The sequence below is a fragment of the Burkholderia sp. MSMB1835 genome, assembly GCF_001526365.1.
Taxonomy (GTDB): Bacteria; Pseudomonadota; Gammaproteobacteria; order Burkholderiales; family Burkholderiaceae; genus Burkholderia.
This window is the reverse complement of the sequence record NZ_LOYP01000059.1, coordinates 171,641-190,727: the sequence shown is the minus strand read 5'-3', so window position 1 is coordinate 190,727 and position 19,087 is coordinate 171,641. Positions and strand designations below refer to the sequence as shown.

Here is a 19,087-nt window from a genome sequence, read left to right as displayed (position 1 = left end):
CGTCGGGCAATCGCAACGCCACGACACCCCGACGGGTCAGCCCGTCGGGGTGTTTTCATTTGCGCGGCCGACGCCGGCCCGATCCGGCGCGGCGCTCCAGCGACGGCGGCCGTGTGTCGAGCGCGAGCGCATCGTCGTCGGGTGCGTGGCCGTGCTGCTTGAAGAACTGCCGGTACGCGCCGGGCGTCGTGCCGCGCGCGGCGAGGAACTGGCGATTGAAGTTCGCGGCATTCGGAATGCCGCAGCGCGCGGCCACCGTCGCGATCGGCCAGTCGGTGCCGACGAGATGGCGACAGGCATGCGCGAGCCGCAACCGTTGCACGTAGCGGCCGACGCTTTCGCCGAGATGCCGGACGAACAGCCGTTGCAGCGTGCGTTCGGACAGGTGCGCGACAGCGGCGAGTGCGTCGATGCGCAGCGGTTCGTGGAAATGCCGGTCGATCGCGTCGAGCACGCGATCGAGGCGTTCGGCTTCGGGCGCGGCCGGGTCGGCCGGGTCGGCCGGCGATGGCGCACCGTCGGGCTGGCCGTACGCGTGCGCGGTGGCGAGCGGTTCGCCGCCGGCTTCCGCGAGATCGGCAAGCGTGTCGAGCGTGGCCGCGAGCCTCGCGCGCGGCGACGGATCGAGCAGCAGCGGCAGGCGCGCGCGCATCGCGCGAGCCGTCTCCACGTCGAAGCGCAGGCCCGGCGCCGCGCGCCGCAGCAGCGAGCGCAGCGGCGCGTATTCGACGCAGCAGTCGGCCAGCCGCCGCACCCAGTCGCCGTCGAACCAGACGACGAGCGCGACCTCGGGCGCGTCGCGATCGATGCGCGCGTTCGACGACCACGTATGCGGCAGGTTGGGCGGCACGAGCACGAGATCGTCGTCCGCGTAGCGCGCGACATGATCGCCGATGAAGCGTCGGCCGCGGCTGTTGAGCGTCAGCGTCAGTTCGTATTCGGGGTGGCGATGCCACTCGAACGGAATGCGCGCGAGCTGACGGTGATAGACGCGGATCGAACAGCCGGGCGCGAACGTCACGTGCTCGTATTGCGGTTTCATCGCGGCCTCCGGTAGGGGGCGGGCAGCGCGCCGTGGCATGATCGTGAGCGATCGTCACCACGGAGCGATGCCATGTTTTCACATGTTTGCGTGGGCGTCGGCGATACGGCGCGCGCCTACGATTTCTACGCGCCGCTGTTCGCCGAACTCGGGCTGCGCCTGAAATTCCGCGAACCGGACGGCTGGTCGGGCTGGATGCCCGCCGATGCCGAGCGGCCGCTGTTCTTCTTCGGCAAGCCGCTCGATGGCCGGCCGCCCGAACCGGGCAATGGCCACACGATCGCGTTCGATGCGCCGACCCGGGCCCACGTCGATCGCTGTTACGCACTCGCGCTGCGACAGGGCGGCGTCTGCGAAGGGCCGCCGGGCCTGCGGCCGCACTATCACCGCGACTACTACGGCGCCTATTTCCGCGACCCGGACGGCAACAAGCTCTGCGTGGTCTGCCATCGTCGCGAATGACGCACGATTGTCAGGATTGTATCGATCATTGGCCGGATAGTGGTGATGGCGACCCTGCGCCGACCGTACGCTGACAGCACATCACGACACGCTTCAGCGAGGAGACGACGATGCAACTGACGATTGACGATCTGCCGGCCGCGATCCGCGCGGCCAAACGGGCGCTGCGCGCCGACTTGCCCGGTTATGCGGCCACGTTCCGCGAGCTGGAAGGCGACATCGCGCGGCAGGTCGACGCGATCCGCCGCGCGCACGCGCATGGCCGCGACGTGATTCCGGTCGTGCCGTTCGCGGATATCGCGGGCGGAAAGGTCGATCCGCGGGCGATTGCCGCGATCCGCACGCATGGCGCGGTCGTGATCCGCGGCGTGTTCGATGCGCGGCAGGCGCGCGACTGGAACGACGAGATCGGCGCGTATCTGGACGCGAACCGTTTCGCCGACCGGTTGCACGCGCGCGCGGAAGACCGCTATTTCGGCAACCTCGCGTCGAGCAAGCCGCAGATCTACGGCGTTTACTGGTCGAAGCCGCAGGTCGCTGCGCGCCAGTCGCCGGCGCTTACGCAGGCGCGAGTGTTCCTGAATCGCCTGTGGCGGCATGCGGACGGCGCACGTACGCATTTCGATCCCGCCCAAGTGCCCGCCTATGCGGACCGGATTCGCCGCCGGCCGCCCGGCTCGACGTCGCTCGGGCTGTCGCCGCATGTCGACGGCGGCTCCGTCGAGCGCTGGCTCGGCGCGAATTTTCGCCAGGTCTATCGCCACGTGCTGGCCGGCCGCTGGCGCGATTACGATCCGTTCGATGCGGCGTTCCGTCCCGACGTCGAGGAGATTCCGTCGCCGGCCGTGTGCTCGATGTTCCGCACGTTCCAGGGCTGGACCGCGCTGACGCCGCAGGGGCCCGGCGACGGCACGCTGCAGCTGATCCCGGTCGCGAACGCGATGGCCTATGTCGTGCTGCGTGCGCTGCAGGACGACGTCGCCGACGACGACCTGTGCGGTGCGCGTCCCGGCCGCGCGCTGTCGATCCGGCCCGAATGGCATGCGCTGCTGCTCGACGCGCTGGTGCCGATCCCGCACATGGCGCCGGGCGACGCGGTGTTCTGGCACGGCGACGTCGTGCATGCGGTCGAGGATGCGCATCGCGGCAGCGGCGACAGCAACGTGATGTACATCGCCGCCGCGCCCGGCTGCGCAAAAAACGACGCGTACCTGCAACGCCAGCGTACCGCGTTCCTGCGGGGCGACAGCCCGCCCGATTTCCCGGCCGATCATTTCGAGGTCGAGTTCGACGGGCGCGCGGGGGAGGGCGAGCTGACGGCGCTCGGTCGCGCGCAGATGGGATTCGAGCCCGGCGCGTGACGCGCGGGCGGCAGACGAAACGGCCGTGCGCGAGACGGCGAGCGGCCCGTCTGCCGAATCCGCTGCGGGGTGCGCGCAATTCGACGCAATCGGCTGTCGGTGCCGCCGAAATCGACGCGAATTGCGCAATTTGGCTTCCGATAATGGTCCGGACATCACGCCGCTGGCCCGTGCGCCGCACGGACGCGGCGCAGACCATGGAGGAGTCGATGCAATTCACGCAAGCGATCGTTCGCCGTCCCGCGCCGTCTTGCGGCGCGGGTCTCACCACCGCCGCGCTCGGCGCGCCCGACTACGACAAGACGCTCACGCAGTTCCGCGCGTACTGCGACGCGCTGCGCGGGCTCGGCGTCGAGCTGACCGAACTGCCGCCGCTGGATGCGTTTCCCGATGCGCACTTCGTCGAGGACGTCGCCGTCGTCACGCCGGAATTCGCGGTGATCACGCGCCCCGGCGCGCCTGCCCGGCGCGGCGAGACGGTTCATGTCGAAGCGGCGCTCGCCGCCCATCGCGACCTGCTGCCGATGCAGTCCGGCCGCCTCGACGGCGGCGACGTGATGCAGGTCGGCAAGCGCTTCTTCATCGGCCTGACGAGCCGCACCGACGCGGAAGGCATCGCCGCGTTCGACGCGCTGGTGTCGCGCCATGGCTACTCGGTCGTCGCGGTGCCGGTCGGCGCCGGCCTGCACCTGAAATCGGTCGTCAACGCGCTCGGCGACGACACGCTGCTCGTCACGGAAGCGCTCGCCGCGCATCCGGCGTTCGCCGGCTATCGTCGGATCGCGATCGCGGCCGAGGACGAATACGCGGGCAACACGCTGCGCGTGAACGGCACGCTGATCACGCCGGCCGGTTATCCGCGCGTGCATGACGCGATCGCGTCGCTCGGCATGCCGCTGCACGTGATCGACACGAGCGAGTTCCGCAAGATGGACGGCGGCCTGACCTGCCTGTCGCTGCGGTTCTAGCCGATTGGCGCGCGAGCGCTTCGGCCGGATAATGTGGCCCCGCGCGGAACGGCAGACGTTCCGCGCATGAGCCACGACCCGACCGGAGCGAACGCGGATGACCGACAAGAAGATGCAGCTCGACAAGATCGATCTCCGGATCCTCGACATCCTGCGGACCGACGGGCGAATTTCCTACCGCAAGCTGTCGGAACGCGTGAACCTCACGCCGCGCCCCTGCCAGGCGCGCGTGGAGCGGCTCGAGGCGCTCGGCGTGATCGAAGGGTACCGCGCGGTGATCAACGCGCCGCGCGCGACCAAGCCGATCGTCGTGATCGCGCAGATCGTGCTGGCCGATCATGGGCGTTCGCAGGCGCCGTTCGAGGAGGAAATGCGCGCGAATCCGGCCGTGCTCGATTGCTGGCTCGTCAGCGGCACGTTCGATTTTCTCGTGCGGCTCGCGTGCGAGGATCTCGACGAATACCGGCGAATCGCGAACGCGTGGCTGGAAAGCCCGCGGTTCCGGATCGAGAAGATCGTGACGACGGCCGAACTGCAGGCGATCAAGCGCAGCGTCGTGTGAGGCGACCGGCCCGACAGGGCCGTTTTCAACGCGAATGACCGGGGCAATCGATTTGCATTCCAAATCAAAATGGATTGGCCTGGCCACAATCAGGATGAACACTATGGATGCTATGCAAGCGGCAGCGGAGACGGCCGCGCCGTCCGAGGCGACGCTGAAGCGTCGTCTGCAGGGCCGCCACATCGCGATGATCGCGATCGGCGGCTCGATCGGCACGGGGCTGTTCGTCGCGTCGGGCGCGTCCGTCGCGCAGGCGGGGCCGGGCGGCGCGATCGCCGCGTATCTCGCGATCGGGATCATGGTCTACTTCGTCGTCACGGGGCTTGGCGAGATGGCCGCGCTGATGCCGGTATCGGGCTCGTTCGCGATCTACGGCGAGAAGTACGTCGACGAAGGTTTCGGCGTCGCGCTCGGCTGGACTTACTGGTACAGCTGGGCGGTGACGATCGCGATCGAGCTGGTCGCCGCGCAGATCGTGATGCGCTACTGGTTTCCGGCGGTGCCGGGCGTGTGGTGGGGCGCGGGGTTCCTCGTGCTGATCTTCCTGCTCAATACGCTGTCGGTGCGCGGCTTCGGCGAATCGGAATACTGGTTCTCGCTGATCAAGGTCGTCACCGTGATCGCGTTCATCGCGGCCGGGCTGTTGATCGCGGCCGGCGTGCTCGGCGCCGGGCATACCGGCACCGGGCATACCGGCACCGGACATCCGGTCGGCTGGCGCAACTTCACGACCGGCGACGCGCCGTTCGTCGGCGGCGTGCACGCGATGATGAGCGTCGCGCTGATCGCCGGTTTTTCGTTCCTCGGCACCGAGCTGGTCGGCATCACGGCCGGCGAATCGGAAAACCCGCGCACGACGATTCCGCGCGCGGTGAAGCAGATCTTCTGGCGGATCATGCTGTTCTACGTGCTCGCTATCTTCGTGATCGGCCTGCTCGTGCCGTACACCGATCCGAACCTGCTGAAGAGCGACGTGACCGACATCGGCGTGAGCCCGTTCACGCTGGTGTTCAGCCACGCGGGGTTCCCGCTCGCCGCCGGCGCGATGAATCTGGTGATCCTGACGGCCGTGCTGTCGGCCGGCAATTCCGGCACCTACGCGGCGACGCGGATGCTGTACAACCTCGCATCGGAAGGGCGCGCGCCGGCCATGTTCGCGAGGCTGTCGCCAGGCGGCGTGCCGCGCAACGCGCTGTACGCGACGATGGCCGTCGGCGGGCTGTGTTTCCTCACGTCGTTGACCAACAACCAGCGCATCTATCTGTGGCTGCTGAATACGGTCGGCATCACCGGCTTCATCGCGTGGCTCGGCATCGCGGTCTGCCATTACCGGTTCCGCAAGGGATTTCTGAAGCAGGGCTATCGGCTCGATCAACTGCCGTATCGCGCGAAATGGTTTCCGTTCGGGCCGCTGTTCGCGATCGCGGTCTGCATCGTGATTTCGCTCGGCCAGGATTACCAGGCGTTCTTCGCGACGCGCATCGACTGGATGGAGGTGGTGTCGATCTATGTGTGGATTCCGCTGTTCGTCGCGATCTGGTGGGCGTATCGCCGCGCGCGCAAGAGCCGGCTCGTGCGCTACGAGGAGATGGACATCGGGCCGTGGCTCACGCGCTCGGTCGAGGCCGTCGACGCGGCGGCCGCGCAGCATGGGCAGTCGCACTGATCGCCAGCCGCGCCGCGCAGTGGCGGAGCCGGCCGAATCGGGTGGCCGGCTGCCGTTGAAACGCGTCGCGCCGTCCCGCGCGTTCAGTGCGTCTGCTGCAATTGCGCCTTCATGAAATCCACCCACGCGCGCACTTTCTGCGGCACGTGCCGCGTCGCGACGTACAACGCGTAGACGTTTTGCCGCGGAAAACGGTATGCGGGCAGCGCGTCGACCAGCGCACCGCTTGCGAGATCGTCGCGCACGAGCCATTCGGGCAGCAGCGCGACGCCGCTGCCCTGGCGCGCCAGTTCGCACAGCACCGACGCGTTGTCGACGACGATGCGCGGTTTCGCGTGCGGCCGGAACGCATGCTCGTTGCCCGCGCGATCGGTGAGCGTCCATTCCGCGATTCGTTCGAGCCGGCTGTGGCCGAGCTGCGGCAGGCGCGCCAAAGCGTCCGGCGACGCCGGTTGCGGAACGCCGGCGCGCGCCGGCAGGTCGGGCGCCATCACGGGCAGCACGTCGTACGTGCCGAGGCAGACGCCGCGATACGGCAGCTCGCGAAAGTGCTCGTGGCGGCCGAGCCGGATCGCGACGTCGAAGCGGTCGCGCACGAGGTCCGCCTGTGACGTATGCGTTTCGAGCCGGACGCGCAACGCCGGATGCCGCGCGGTAAATGCATGCAGCGCCGGGGCGAGGATGCGTGCCGCATATTCGACCGTCGACGTCACGCGCAGGATGCCCTCCATCCCGCCATGTTCGCTGCGCACCTCGTCGATCGCGCCTTCGGCTTCGTCGAGCACGCGCAGACAGCGTCGGTAGAACCGCTCGCCGGCATCGGTCAGCTCGACGCGCCGCGTGGTGCGCGTGAGCAGCGTCACGCCGAGCTCGGCTTCGAGCTGCTTGATGTTGAAGCTGACGGCCGCGCGTGCCTGGTTCAGCGCGGTCGCGGCGGCCGTGAACGAGCCCGCCTCGACCACGGCGCGGAAGACGACGAAACGATCGAGGCTCACCATGGTCGGGGTGCGGTCCTGTCGGTGTATGGAATCGCCCGAAGGGTACCCGAATGTGCGGTCGCGTGCGATGCGTCGCGCATTGCGGCGTGGCCGCACACGATCCGATTGTCAAAATTTTTCGACCGGACCGGTCGCATCCGGCTGCTTACCGGCCGGACTGCCGGCCTCTACACTGCGGCGTTTCGTGATGCCCCGGCCGCCGCCATGCCCGACCGCTCCAGAATCGCCGCCGTCTATCTGCTCGGATTCGCGATCGATCTCGCGAACATGTTCATGCTGAACGCCGCGTATCCGGCGCTGCAGCGCGAGCTGCACGCATCGGTCGCGCAGCTCGCGTGGGTCGGCAACATGTACGTGCTCGGGCTGACCGTCGTGATTCCGTTCGGCACGTGGCTGGCGCGTCGCTGCGGCGAGCGGCGCGTGTTCGGCGCATCGTTGCTGCTGTTCGGGCTCGGCAGCGCGGGCGTCGGTGCGGCGCCGTCGATCGACGCGCTGCTCGTGTGGCGGCTGGTCCAGGGGCTGGGCGGCGGGCTGCTGATTCCGGTCGGCCAGACGATCGCCTATCGCGCGTATCCGCCGCACGCCCACGCGCGGCTTACGTCGATCGTGATGATGGTCGCATTGCTCGTGCCGGCGTTGTCGCCCGCGATCGGCGGCGCGATCGTCGATCGCGGATCGTGGCGTGCGATCTTCTTCGCCATGGTGCCGATTGCGGCTGCGACCGGTGCGCTCGCGCTGGCATGGCTGCCGCGCGACGGCGCACGCGAGCGGCCTGCGCGGCTCGACTGGCGCGGGCTCGGCCTGAGCGCGGCGGCGCTGGTCGCGCTGCTGCTGGGGCTCACCGCGGCGGGGCAGCCCGGCGGAACGGCATTTCCGTGCGCGATGCTGGCGGCCGCGGCGGCAGCCGGCATCGGTTATGTGCGACACGCGCGCCGTGCAGCTTCCCCGCTGCTCGACCTGCGTCTGCTCGCGCAACCGTGGTTGCGGACCGGCGTGGTGATCTATCTCTGCGTGCCGGGCGTCTTTACCGGCGTCAATCTCGTCGCGTCGCTGTATCTGCAGAACGCCCTCGCATTGAGCGCCGCGCATGTCGGCGCGCTGATGCTGCCGTGGGCGATCGCGGCGTTCCTCGCGATCGCGACGACACGCCGCTGTTTTCCGCGCCACGGCGCGAAGCCATTGTTCGCGTGCGGAATCACGATCGATTGTGTCGGCATCGCGTTGCTCGCGACGCCGTGGGCGCGCGTCGAAGCCCTGCGCGTCGCGGCGTTCGTCGCGATGGGATTCGGCGCGAGCCTGTGCACGAGTGCGTCGCAAAGCGCGGCATTCGCCGACGTGCCGCCCGATCGGATGGGCGATGCGAGCGCGCTCTGGAACATCAACCGCCAATTGAGCTTTTGTGTCGGCGTGGCCGTGCTCGGCAGCGCGCTGAACGCGTTGCTGGCACTCGACGCAGGCCCGCCGTCGCCGGCCCCGTACCGCTGGTGCTTCGGGCTGGCGGTGCTGCTGACGTTGCTGCCGCTCGGCTGCGTCGTGCGGCTTCCCGCGCATCGCACGCCGGCCGTGCAAGCCGTTTCATCCCGCCCTGAGAACCTGAGAACCTGAGAACCTGAGAACCTGAGAACCTGAGAACCTGAGAACCTGAGAACCTGAGAACCTGAGAACCAGAGAACCTGAGAACCTGAGAACCAGAGAACCTGAGAACCTGAGAACCTGAGAGACCCATGAATCTGCCGAATCCGTTTTTCAATGAAGTCGTCGACACGCACGTCGACATCGAACGCTGGTTGTCGGGCCGTGCGGAGCCCGGGCGGCTCGCGATGCTGATGGCGCGTTTTTCGCCGGGATTTTCGATGATCACGACGTCCGGCACGGTGCTCGATTACGCGGGCGTCGATGCGCTGTTTTCACGCGGGCACGGCGCGCGGCCCGGGCTCGTGATCGGCATCGACGAATTGCGCGCCCTGGCGGTGTGGTCCGACGGCGCGGTGATCGGCTATCGCGAGACGCAGACCGACATGGAAGGGCGGCGCACGGTGCGACGCTCGACGGCGTTGTTCCGGCGCGAAGCGGACGGCGTGATCGTATGGCGCCACCTGCACGAGACGCCGGTCGCCGCGTAGACGGCGAGCTGCGCGCCCGCGGGGCCGTTACTTGTCGAGCTCCGGATAGTGCCGGAAGATCCCCATGTCGTTGAACGGGATGCGGCGCTCCGATTCCAGGTAGCGCGCGACGGGCGGGTGCTGCGCGACGCGATCGTGCAGCGCGACGAGCGCCGCGACCTTGCGCTCCGCGCGCTTCATCGCTTTCGGAAACGCATAGCGTAGGCCCTCGATCAACTGGAACATCGTCAGATCCGCATAGCTGAGCGCGTTACCCGCGATATAGCCGCTCTTGTGCGGATTCTGTTCGAGCAAGCGATCGAAGTAGCCGAGGAATTTCGGCAGCCGATTCTCGAGGAAATCGGCCGCGCGCTCGGCCGCTTCCGCTTTCTGATCCTCGTAGTACAGGCCGCTGCCGATCGGATGGTGCGTGTCGTGGATCTCGGTGATGAAATCGGCGGCGGTCAGCTGGATCTGGTGGACCCACAGCCGGCCGGCTTCGTCGTCGGGCGCGAGCCCGAGCCGCGCGCCGAGAAACAGCAGGATGTTCGCGGTCTGCCCGACGACTACGTCGCCCGACTTCAGGAACGGCGGCGCGAACGGCACGCATTCCGCTTTCGTGCTGTCCATCATGCGCATCATCGCCGACACGCCCATGCCGCGCCCCGATTCGCGCGCGACGTCGACATAGTCGGCTTCGGCCGCCTCGAGCGCGAGCCGCACGTATTCGCCGCGTCCCTGGATCTCGGGCCAGTAATAGAGTTCGTATCGCATGCTGTTCTCCTGTTCGTTGCACCGGATGCTGCCGGCTGCTTGACGGTGGGGCGGCCATGCGGCGCCCGCTGCGAATAGACAGTCTAGGAGATCGCCGGAAAAGTGCCGTGTGCGTCGTGCGTCGTGCGTCACGCGTCACGTGCCGCGTTCGCTGCCTTCGGGGCCGTAGAAGAACACCCATGTCGAGAAATCGTCGATGAAGCCGGAGAAGCGATGCCCGGCGTGTGCGGGAACGAACAGCGCGTCGCCGATCGCGACGTCGCATTCGCGTCCGTCGACGACGACGAAGCGCGACGTGCCGGCGGCGATCACGTCAATCTCGCCGCGCGTATGCGGCTTCTGCCCGTCCTCGATGCGCGGCCGGTACCGCTCGGCTCGTGCGTGCCGGGCCGAAACGGCGTCGTGAACAGCGTGCCTTCTTCATCGAGCCGAGCAAGCGATTCGTTCAGGCCGAACGCCATCGTCGCGTGCTCCGGATCGGATCGTGGGAACGCGCGTTGCGCCCTCGTATCGCGAAATCCGAAGCGGGCCGTGCGACGCGCGACGATGCCCGCGCATCGGGTGCTCGCCACCTGTGAAACGGCGGCTGCGTTCGCTCGCCACGGATGAAACGTACGCGCCCGCCGATGAAACGGCATGGCGATCGTCAGCCTTCGATCGACAGGTTCACCGCCATTTAATAAACGCCCACTACGATCCAGCATCGTCGATCGACGGGGTGCCGCGATCCGATCCGCGCGTCGATCCTGTCGCCCGCTTTCCAGCCGTGCGACGTGCCCGATGGTCATTTCCCTGAACCCGCGATTTGCAACGCCGCGACTTGCTGCCGGCGTCGTTCGCATCGTTTCCTGTCTGTTATGAATCTGAACCCGCCGGCTTCTTCACGAAGAAAATTTCTTGCTGTCGCGCCCGCCGTCGCGGCAGCGCCGCTGCTGAGCGCATGCGGTGGCGACGACGTCACGTCGGCACCCGTTACCGATGGCGCACTCGCCGCGCAGATGTCCGCGAAGCTGAACGCCCAGCTCGGCGATGCGGCGACGGTCGATGCGATCGTGCCGGCGATCACCGATGTCGGCTTCACGTGGGCGCTGCCGACGGTGCCGGCCGCAAGCATCGGCGCGATCGTCGCGTACAGCTTCGGCAATCGTCCGAACGCGGCGAGCGGCAATACGTCGAGCACCGGCGGCAACCAGTCGGCGCTGCCCGATCCGGGGCCGGTGAACGAAGCGCTCGCGGACGCCGTGTACCGCATCCGCCAGTTGAAACCCGTCAAGGTCTACGCGCAGTGGGAAATCGCGCGCTTTCTCGTGTCGAAATACGGGCTGGGCGCCGACGTGCTGTCGTCGATCGAGCCGGTGATCGCGAGCGACGGGTCGATCGTGTACCTGAGTACCGCGGGTGTCGCGGCCGTGGCGGTATCGCGCGCGGGCGGTGCGGCGGCGATGGGCACGGTAGCGGTGGTCGGCCATCGCGATCATGCGAAGCGCTGCATCCAGACCTCGCAGCAGGCGGGCATGCAAGCGGCGGCGGTTGCCGAGGTACCGCTGCCGACGACGTACGACCCGCAGTCGGGCCAGCCGTGGACGCGCAACCGCAGCCTCTATCTCGTGCACGACATGTATGCGCAGATGCTGACGCACGCGATGGCCGCGACGACGCAGGCTTTCCCGAAGGGCTGATGTTTTCCGTTGTTTTTCATTCAAATCCCGTGACCATGACGAACCGCCGCCATTTCCTGGCCTCTACCTCGTTGCTCGCCGCATCGTGTGCCGCCGCCGCACCGGCCTTCGCGAGCGACGCCCCCGTTTCCGATGCGGAACTGCAGCGCCAGATGCTCGGCAAGCTGACCCACGAACTGAACGATCGCGCGACCGCCGCCGACGAAACCGCTTACCTGCTCGACACGTTTTTCTCATGGACGCCGCCGACCGTCGACGCCGCCGCGATCAACACGATCGTCGCGTTCGGCTTCGGAAATCGCGCCGGGGCATCGGCCGCCGCGCCGGTGTCGGGGCCCGTGAACGAGGCGATCGCCGATGCCGTGTTCCAGCTTCGGCAGAAAGTCGCGGCGCCGATCTTCGCGCAGCAGGAAGTCGCGAGCGTGCTCGCGTCGAAGTACGGACTGACGGCCGGCGTGACGTCGATCGCGACGCCCGCCGCGGTCGCCGGCAGCCCGATACCGACGCCCGATGGCGTGGCCGCCGCGATCGTCAGGCAGGCCGGGTCGGCCGCGGCGCTCGGCAAGGTCGGCGTGGTCACCCATCGCGATCAGGCGTCGATTGCCGTGCGCGTATCGAACGCGGCGGGGATGCAGGCGGCGGTGCCGGCGGGACTGTCGCTGCCGGGCGTCTACGACGCATCGGCGCAGCAGGCGGCGATGCGACGGCGCGATCTTTATCTGATGAGCAACGCCGGCATGCAGCTCGCGATGCTGCGGCTCGATCTGATCAATCGCGAATATCCGAACGGCTAGGCGAGGGCACGGATACGGGTACCGCACGCGCGCGCCGCGCGCCGGCCCGTGCGTGCCCCGTTTTGGCTGGTAATGCCGATACAGGTATTGGCACTACCAGCCAAACCACTGTTTTTAATGGGTTTTTTCGCGTCCGGCCTGCGCCGTCGCGCGTTGTGCGTGGCATAATCGACCGCATCCGCAAGGCTTGTAGTCACAACGACCCCGCATACCCATGGCACAGACGCTCTACGACAAACTGTGGAACACCCACGTGGTCCACACCGAGGAAGACGGCACGACCCTGCTCTACATCGACCGTCAGCTGCTGCATGAAGTCACGAGCCCGCAGGCATTCGAAGGGCTGAAGATCGCGCAGCGTCCGGTGTGGCGCATCAGCGCGAACCTGGCCGTGTCGGACCACAACGTGCCGACGACGGACCGCAGCCACGGCATCGCCGATCCCGTCTCGAAGCTGCAGGTCGACACGCTCGACGCGAACTGCGACGCCTTCGGCATCACGCAGTTCAAGATGAACGACGTGCGCCAGGGCATCGTCCACATCATCGGGCCGGAGCAGGGCGCGACGCTGCCGGGCATGACGATCGTGTGCGGCGATTCGCATACGTCGACGCACGGCGCGTTCGGCGCGCTCGCGCACGGCATCGGCACGTCGGAAGTCGAGCACGTGCTCGCGACGCAAACGCTCCTGCAGAAGAAGAGCAAGAACATGCTCGTGAAGGTCGAGGGTGCGCTGCCGCGCGGCTGTACCGCGAAGGACATCGTGCTCGCGATCATCGGCAAGATCGGCACCGCGGGCGGCACGGGCTATGCGATCGAATTCGGCGGCTCGACCATTCGCGCGCTGACGATGGAAGGCCGCATGACCGTCTGCAACATGGCGATCGAGGCCGGCGCGCGCGCGGGCATGGTCGCCGTCGACGATACGACGATCGATTACCTGAAGGGCCGTCCGTTCGTGCCGACCGGCGCGGAATGGGATCAGGCCGTCGAATACTGGCGCCAGTTCAAGTCGGACGAAGGCGCGCAGTTCGACCGCGTGGTCGAGCTGAACGCGGCCGAGATCGTCCCGCAGGTCACGTGGGGCACGTCGCCGGAAATGGTCACGTCGATCGACGGTCGCGTGCCCGATCCCGAGCGCGAAAAGGATCCGGTCAAGCGCGACGCGATGGAGCGCGCGCTGGCCTACATGGCGCTCGAGCCGAACACGCCGATCGCATCGATCAAGGTCGACAAGATCTTCATCGGCTCGTGCACGAACGCGCGGATCGAGGATATCCGCGCGGCCGCGTACGTCGTGAAGAAGCTGAACCGCCGCGTCGCACCGAACGTGCGGCTCGCGATGGTCGTGCCGGGCTCGGGGCTCGTGAAGGCGCAGGCCGAGCGCGAAGGGCTCGACAAGGTGTTCACCGATGCGGGCTTCGAATGGCGCGAGCCGGGCTGCTCGATGTGCCTCGCGATGAACGCCGACCGGCTCGATCCGGGCGAGCGCTGCGCGTCGACGTCGAACCGCAACTTCGAGGGCCGGCAGGGCGCGGGCGGCCGCACGCACCTCGTGAGCCCCGCGATGGCGGCAGCCGCGGCGATCGAAGGCCATTTCGTCGACATTCGCCAGCTGGGGTAACGCGTGACGGCATCGAAGCTCATCGCGCGGCTGGTTGCCGCGCTGGCGCTCGCGGGGCTGGGCGTCGGCCTGGCCGGCTGCAATACCGTCCGAGGCTTCGGCGAGGACGTCCATGCCGCCGGCAACGCGCTGCAGCGCGCCGCGGACTGACGCCACCCGAGAATTTGTCGATGGGTGCCGGCCGCGTGCCGGCCCTTCAACCGGATAGACGGATCATGGAAAAATTCACTGTACATACCGGCGTCGTGGCGCCGCTCGATCGCGAGAACGTCGACACCGACGCGATCATCCCGAAGCAGTTCCTGAAGTCGATCAAGCGCACGGGCTTCGGTCCGAACGCATTCGACGAATGGCGCTATCTCGATCACGGCGAGCCGGGCCAGGACAACTCGAAGCGTCCGCTGAACCCGGATTTCGTGCTGAACCAGCCGCGCTATCAGGGCGCATCGGTGCTGCTCGCACGCAAGAACTTCGGCTGCGGCAGCTCGCGCGAGCACGCGCCGTGGGCGCTGCAGCAGTACGGCTTCCGCGCGATCATCGCGCCGAGCTTCGCGGACATCTTCTTCAACAACTGCTACAAGAACGGTCTGCTGCCGATCGTGCTGACCGAGCAGCAGGTCGATCACCTGTTCAACGAGACGGTCGCGTTCAACGGCTATCAACTGACGATCGACCTCGACGCGCAGGTCGTGCGCGCGGCCGACGGCCGCGAGTATCCGTTCGAGATCGCCGCGTTCCGCAAGTACTGCCTGCTGAACGGCTTCGACGACATCGGCCTCACGCTGCGCTACGCGGACAAGATCCGCCAGTTCGAAGCGGAGCGGCTCGTGAAGCAGCCGTGGCTCGACACCAAGCTGGTCGGCTGATCGCGCGTTGCGGGCGCGCCGCGCGTGCGCTCGCCCGCCTGCTTCCCCAATACCCTACCCAGTCAGGAATTTCGCATGAAGATTGCAGTGCTGCCCGGCGACGGCATCGGTCCGGAAATCGTCAATGAAGCGGTGAAGGTGCTGAACGCACTCGACGAGAAGTTCGAACTCGAACAGGCGCCGGTCGGCGGCGCGGGCTACGAGGCGAGCGGCCATCCGCTGCCCGACGCGACGCTGGCGCTCGCGAAGCAGGCCGACGCGATCCTGTTCGGTGCGGTCGGCGACTGGAAGTACGACTCGCTGGAGCGCGCGCTGCGCCCCGAGCAGGCGATCCTCGGGCTGCGCAAGCACCTCGAGCTGTTCGCGAACTTCCGCCCGGCGATCTGCTATCCGCAGCTCGTCGATGCGTCGCCGCTGAAACCCGAGCTCGTCGCGGGCCTCGACATCCTGATCGTGCGCGAACTGAACGGCGACATCTACTTCGGCCAGCCGCGCGGCGTGCGTGCGGCGCCGGACGGCCCGTTCGCCGGCGAGCGCGAGGGCTTCGACACGATGCGCTATTCGGAGCCGGAAGTGCGCCGCATCGCGCACGTCGCGTTCCAGGCCGCGCAAAAGCGCGCGAAGAAGCTGTTGTCGGTCGACAAGTCGAACGTGCTGGAGACGTCGCAGTTCTGGCGCGACATCATGATCGACGTGTCGAAGGAGTACGCGGACGTCGAGCTGTCGCACATGTACGTCGACAACGCGGCGATGCAGCTCGCGAAGGCGCCGAAGCAGTTCGACGTGATCGTCACCGGCAACATGTTCGGCGACATCCTGTCGGATGAGGCGTCGATGCTGACGGGCTCGATCGGCATGCTGCCGTCGGCGTCGCTCGACAAGCACAACAAGGGCCTGTACGAGCCGTCGCACGGCTCGGCGCCGGACATCGCGGGCAAGGGCATCGCGAATCCGCTCGCGACGATCCTGTCGGCCGCGATGCTGCTGCGCTACTCGCTGAATCGCGCGGAGCAGGCCGATCGCATCGAGCGCGCGGTGAAAACGGTGCTCGAACAGGGTTACCGTACGGGCGACATCGCGACGCCGGGCTGCAAGCAGGTCGGCACGGCTGCGATGGGCGACGCGGTGGTCGCCGCGCTGTAAGCGGACGGAAATGAAGTCCGGCAATTAAGATGAAAAGGGCGCGAACGGGCCGTCAAAATCGGCCGGTTCGCGCGCGGTTGGCCGTTGTGCGGGCCACCGGCTTTGTGTAGACTCGAACGATGGCGCTGATTTCCCTGATCTCCCCGGTCCTGAAACTCCACGGCAACACTGCCCGTGCGGGTGCGCGCGCCATCGTCATCACGAAAACCATTACCACGAAAACGATCATTAAACGCTGATCGCCGTCGTGCCCGCCTGTTTCCCCGCGCGGTCACGCGGGGACGGAAATGGCGGGGAAGCTCCATTCAAAGCAAAGGGTTAGTCATGAACGTAGGTCTCGTAGGTTGGCGCGGCATGGTCGGCAGCGTCCTGATGCAGCGCATGCAGGAAGAGGGCGATTTCGACCTGATCGAACCGGTGTTCTTCAGCACCAGCAACACGGGCGGCAAGGCGCCGTCGTTCGCGAAAAACGAGACCACGCTCAAGGACGCGACCAACGTCGACGAGCTGAAGAAGTGCGACGTGATCATCACGTGCCAGGGCGGCGACTACACGAACGACGTGTTCCCGAAGCTGCGCGCGGCCGGCTGGAACGGCTACTGGATCGACGCGGCATCGTCGCTGCGGATGAAGGACGACGCGGTCATCATCCTCGATCCGGTCAACCTCGACGTGATCAAGGACGCGCTCGTCAAGGGCACGAAGAACTTCATCGGCGGCAACTGCACGGTCAGCCTGATGCTGATGGCGCTCGGCGGCCTGTTCCGCGAGAACCTCGTCGACTGGATGACGGCGATGACGTACCAGGCCGCGTCGGGCGCGGGCGCGCAGAACATGCGCGAGCTGCTGTCGCAGATGGGCACGCTGAACGGCGCGGTGCAGGAACAGCTCGCCGATCCGGCTTCCGCGATCCTCGACATCGACCGCCGCGTGCTGGCCGCGATGAACAGCGATGCGATGCCGACGAGCCACTTCGGCGTGCCGCTCGCCGGTTCGCTGATTCCGTGGATCGACAAGGATCTCGGCAACGGGATGTCGAAGGAAGAGTGGAAGGGCGGCGCGGAAACCAACAAGATCCTCGGCAAGCCGGCGATGGGCGAGCCGGGTTCGATCCCGGTCGACGGCCTGTGCGTGCGAATCGGCGCGATGCGCTGCCACTCGCAGGCGCTGACGATCAAGCTGAAGAAGGACGTGCCGCTCGACGAGATCAACGGCATCCTCGCGTCGGCGAACGACTGGGTGAAGGTCGTGCCGAACGAGCGTGAAGCGTCGATGCGCGACCTGTCGCCGGCGAAGATCACCGGCACGCTGTCGGTGCCGGTCGGCCGTCTGCGCAAGCTCGCGATGGGCGGCGAATACCTGTCGGCGTTCACGGTCGGCGATCAACTGCTGTGGGGCGCGGCCGAGCCGCTGCGCCGCATGCTGCGCATCCTGCTCGACAAGTAAGCCCGCGCGCTGTCCGGCCCGCAGGCCGGGCTGCACGATACGACGCGCCGCGCCGGCCTCGAGATTCGGGGCCGGCGCGGCGCGTTTTTCATGCGCGGTTCAGCGCAGGTTCAGCAGCGTCTGATCGACGGCCTGCTGGGTCTTGATCGTCTGCGCATTCGCTTGGTAATTGCGTTGCGCGGCGATCAGGTTCACGAGTTCGTTCGTGAGGTTGACGTTCGAGTTTTCCAGCGCGCTGCCCTGCAGCGTGCCGTGGTTCGTGCTGCCCGGCGCGGAGATCTGCGGCACGCCCGACGCGGCGGTTTCCGCATACTGGTTGCCGCCGATGTTTACGAGCCCGTTCGGGTTGTTGAAGTTCGCGAGCGCGATCAGGCCGAGCACCGCGCTCTGGCCGTTCGAGTAGTTGCCGGTCAGCTTGCCGTCGGTGCCGATCGAGAACGTCGTCAGCGTGCCGCTCGCGAAGCCGTCCTGCGCAAGATGGGTCACGCCGTCCTTGCCGCCGTACTGCGTCGTGCCGCCCAGATCGAGCGTCAGGTTCTGCGGATTGGCGCCGCCCGTCGTGTTCGGGATCGAGAGCGCGAACTGGCCGAGGCTCGGCGTCGGCTGGCCGGTCGCGGCCGACGTCGTCGCGCTGATCCGGCCCGATGCGTCGAACGTGACGGTGCCGAGATGCGTCGGCGTCTGGCCCTGCACGCCCGCGTAGGCCTGCCACGTGCCGGCCGCGTTCTTCGCGAAGTACATCGTGACCTGTTGCGAGCCGCCGAGCGTGTCGTAGACCTGGATCGACGAGTTGTAGTTGTACGTCGTGTTGTCGGTTGCGTTGAACGGCGTCTTCGTCGGCACCTTGTCCTGCGCGTTCAGGTTGAACTGGCCGGTGATCCTGGTCGTCGCGCTCGGCGCGAGGTTGCCGGTCGGCGCCTGCAGCGGCACGGTTTGCGCGGTGTTGATCGCGCCGCCGGCGCCTGCCGCATAGCCCATCAGGTTGCGGCCGTGCGCGTCGACGATTGCGCCGTTCTTGTCGCGGTGGAACGTGCCGTCGCGCGAATACGTGGTCACGCCGTTCCTCGACATCTGGAAGAAGCCGTTGCCGTTGATCGCGACGTCGAGCGACGACTTCGTCGAATCGATCGTCCCCTGGCCGAAATTCTGCTGCACCGACGCGAGCCGCGTGCCGATGCCGATCTGCGTGTTGACCGACGTCGCGACCGAATTCGCGTACAGGTCGGCGAAATTCGCGCGCCCCTGTTTGAAGCCGACCGTGTTCGCGTTCGCGATGTTGTTGCCGATCACGTCGAGATGGCTCGACGCGCCGGCCAACCCGCTCAAACCCTGCTGATAGCCCATGTTCGGTCCCCGTAACGAGCTGGTGAGTGAATGCAGTCGTGCGACTGCGCGATGGCCCTCCGGCACTTCACGGCAGCAGTCTGGCCGCGCGGCTCCCGCCTTTCCGGCATGGGCGAGCGCGAGGCCGGAATGCGCCGATTCCTGTTTAGGGGCGATCGTATCGACGGTAATTAATCGATCTGTGTAATTTTGTGTAATGAAATTGAATTCATGTGAAAGTCACCGCTTTCATATGCACGGTGGAGCATGCGGAAGG

Annotated in this window: 21 protein-coding genes; 15 read left to right on the top strand and 6 right to left on the bottom strand. The window is 67.2% G+C overall.

The window, feature by feature from the left end; translation table 11 throughout:
• Positions 1-55 precede the first annotated feature (55 nt).
• Positions 56-1,042, bottom strand: coding sequence for a helix-turn-helix domain-containing protein (locus tag WS96_RS30230; RefSeq protein ID WP_059837496.1), 987 nt, complete (start codon positions 1,040-1,042; stop codon positions 56-58).
• A 72-nt stretch (positions 1,043-1,114) separates the two neighbouring features.
• Here WS96_RS30230 and WS96_RS30225 point away from each other — a divergent pair, with 72 nt between their 5' ends.
• The 5 genes from WS96_RS30225 to WS96_RS30205 all read left to right on the top strand — a co-directional run bounded on the left by WS96_RS30225 (position 1,115) and on the right by WS96_RS30205 (position 6,061).
• Positions 1,115-1,504 (top strand): VOC family protein, encoded by a 390-nt coding sequence (locus tag WS96_RS30225; protein WP_059837495.1) that lies wholly within the window; start codon positions 1,115-1,117, stop codon positions 1,502-1,504.
• Positions 1,505-1,614: 110 nt separating this feature from the next.
• Complete coding sequence (locus WS96_RS30220) at positions 1,615-2,865, top strand: DUF1479 domain-containing protein (RefSeq protein ID WP_059837494.1); 1,251 nt, start codon at positions 1,615-1,617, stop codon at positions 2,863-2,865.
• 209 nt (positions 2,866-3,074) lie between these two features.
• Positions 3,075-3,833, top strand: coding sequence for a dimethylarginine dimethylaminohydrolase family protein (locus tag WS96_RS30215; protein ID WP_059837849.1), 759 nt, complete (start codon positions 3,075-3,077; stop codon positions 3,831-3,833).
• A 97-nt stretch (positions 3,834-3,930) separates the two neighbouring features.
• Complete coding sequence (locus WS96_RS30210; protein ID WP_034205181.1) at positions 3,931-4,395, top strand: Lrp/AsnC family transcriptional regulator; 465 nt, start codon at positions 3,931-3,933, stop codon at positions 4,393-4,395.
• 103 nt (positions 4,396-4,498) lie between these two features.
• Positions 4,499-6,061, top strand: coding sequence for an amino acid permease (locus WS96_RS30205; RefSeq protein WP_059837493.1), 1,563 nt, complete (start codon positions 4,499-4,501; stop codon positions 6,059-6,061).
• An 83-nt stretch (positions 6,062-6,144) separates the two neighbouring features.
• On the opposite strand, the gene WS96_RS30200 is transcribed toward WS96_RS30205, so the two are convergent.
• Complete coding sequence (locus WS96_RS30200; RefSeq protein ID WP_059837492.1) at positions 6,145-7,059, bottom strand: LysR family transcriptional regulator; 915 nt, start codon at positions 7,057-7,059, stop codon at positions 6,145-6,147.
• Between the two features lie 204 nt (positions 7,060-7,263).
• Between WS96_RS30200 and WS96_RS30195 the strand changes: the two genes are divergently transcribed.
• Together WS96_RS30195 and WS96_RS30190 are read left to right on the top strand one after the other, a co-directional pair.
• The gene (locus tag WS96_RS30195) at positions 7,264-8,664 is read left to right on the top strand and encodes an MFS transporter (protein WP_059837491.1); all 1,401 of its coding nucleotides are present in this window, start codon (positions 7,264-7,266) and stop codon (positions 8,662-8,664) included.
• 119 nt (positions 8,665-8,783) lie between these two features.
• Positions 8,784-9,182: a hypothetical protein gene (locus WS96_RS30190; protein WP_059783990.1), complete on the top strand. Its 399-nt coding sequence runs from the start codon at positions 8,784-8,786 to the stop codon at positions 9,180-9,182.
• 27 nt (positions 9,183-9,209) lie between these two features.
• On the opposite strand, the gene WS96_RS30185 is transcribed toward WS96_RS30190, so the two are convergent.
• From WS96_RS30185 to WS96_RS34680, 3 genes are all read right to left on the bottom strand, one after another.
• Positions 9,210-9,935 (bottom strand): glutathione S-transferase, encoded by a 726-nt coding sequence (locus WS96_RS30185; protein ID WP_059837490.1) that lies wholly within the window; start codon positions 9,933-9,935, stop codon positions 9,210-9,212.
• A gap of 135 nt (positions 9,936-10,070) precedes the next feature.
• A complete protein-coding gene (locus WS96_RS34685) occupies positions 10,071-10,247 on the bottom strand; it encodes a cupin domain-containing protein (RefSeq protein WP_257128082.1) in 177 nt (58 codons plus the stop codon).
• Positions 10,244-10,777, bottom strand: a complete 534-nt coding sequence (locus WS96_RS34680; RefSeq protein WP_257128081.1) for a hypothetical protein — start codon at positions 10,775-10,777, stop codon at positions 10,244-10,246. Before WS96_RS34680 ends, WS96_RS34685 begins: the two co-directional genes overlap by 4 nt.
• Positions 10,778-10,792: 15 nt before the next feature.
• Here WS96_RS34680 and WS96_RS30175 point away from each other — a divergent pair, with 15 nt between their 5' ends.
• The 8 genes from WS96_RS30175 to asd all read left to right on the top strand — a co-directional run bounded on the left by WS96_RS30175 (position 10,793) and on the right by asd (position 17,487).
• Positions 10,793-11,614 (top strand): hypothetical protein, encoded by an 822-nt coding sequence (locus WS96_RS30175; RefSeq protein WP_059837489.1) that lies wholly within the window; start codon positions 10,793-10,795, stop codon positions 11,612-11,614.
• A gap of 35 nt (positions 11,615-11,649) precedes the next feature.
• Positions 11,650-12,408 (top strand): hypothetical protein, encoded by a 759-nt coding sequence (locus WS96_RS30170; RefSeq protein ID WP_059837488.1) that lies wholly within the window; start codon positions 11,650-11,652, stop codon positions 12,406-12,408.
• Positions 12,409-12,622: 214 nt separating this feature from the next.
• Positions 12,623-14,032 carry a 3-isopropylmalate dehydratase large subunit gene (gene leuC, locus WS96_RS30165; RefSeq protein WP_059837487.1) on the top strand — a complete coding sequence of 470 codons (1,410 nt, stop codon included), beginning with the start codon at positions 12,623-12,625 and terminating at the stop codon, positions 14,030-14,032.
• A gap of 3 nt (positions 14,033-14,035) precedes the next feature.
• Positions 14,036-14,182, top strand: a complete 147-nt coding sequence (locus tag WS96_RS30160; RefSeq protein WP_034205173.1) for an entericidin A/B family lipoprotein — start codon at positions 14,036-14,038, stop codon at positions 14,180-14,182.
• A gap of 65 nt (positions 14,183-14,247) precedes the next feature.
• Complete coding sequence (gene leuD / locus WS96_RS30155) at positions 14,248-14,898, top strand: 3-isopropylmalate dehydratase small subunit (RefSeq protein WP_059501150.1); 651 nt, start codon at positions 14,248-14,250, stop codon at positions 14,896-14,898.
• A 75-nt stretch (positions 14,899-14,973) separates the two neighbouring features.
• On the top strand, positions 14,974-16,041 hold the full coding sequence (gene leuB, locus WS96_RS30150) for a 3-isopropylmalate dehydrogenase (RefSeq protein ID WP_011548096.1): 1,068 nt from the start codon (positions 14,974-14,976) through the stop codon (positions 16,039-16,041).
• Positions 16,042-16,160: 119 nt separating this feature from the next.
• Entirely contained in the window at positions 16,161-16,280 is a 120-nt protein-coding gene (locus tag WS96_RS30145) for a hypothetical protein (protein WP_006756675.1), read from the top strand.
• A gap of 85 nt (positions 16,281-16,365) precedes the next feature.
• A complete protein-coding gene (gene asd, locus WS96_RS30140; RefSeq protein WP_059783982.1) occupies positions 16,366-17,487 on the top strand; it encodes an aspartate-semialdehyde dehydrogenase in 1,122 nt (373 codons plus the stop codon).
• A 99-nt stretch (positions 17,488-17,586) separates the two neighbouring features.
• On the opposite strand, the gene flgE is transcribed toward asd, so the two are convergent.
• Positions 17,587-18,831: a flagellar hook protein FlgE gene (gene flgE / locus WS96_RS30135; protein WP_059837486.1), complete on the bottom strand. Its 1,245-nt coding sequence runs from the start codon at positions 18,829-18,831 to the stop codon at positions 17,587-17,589.
• Between the last annotated feature and the right edge of the window lie 256 nt (positions 18,832-19,087).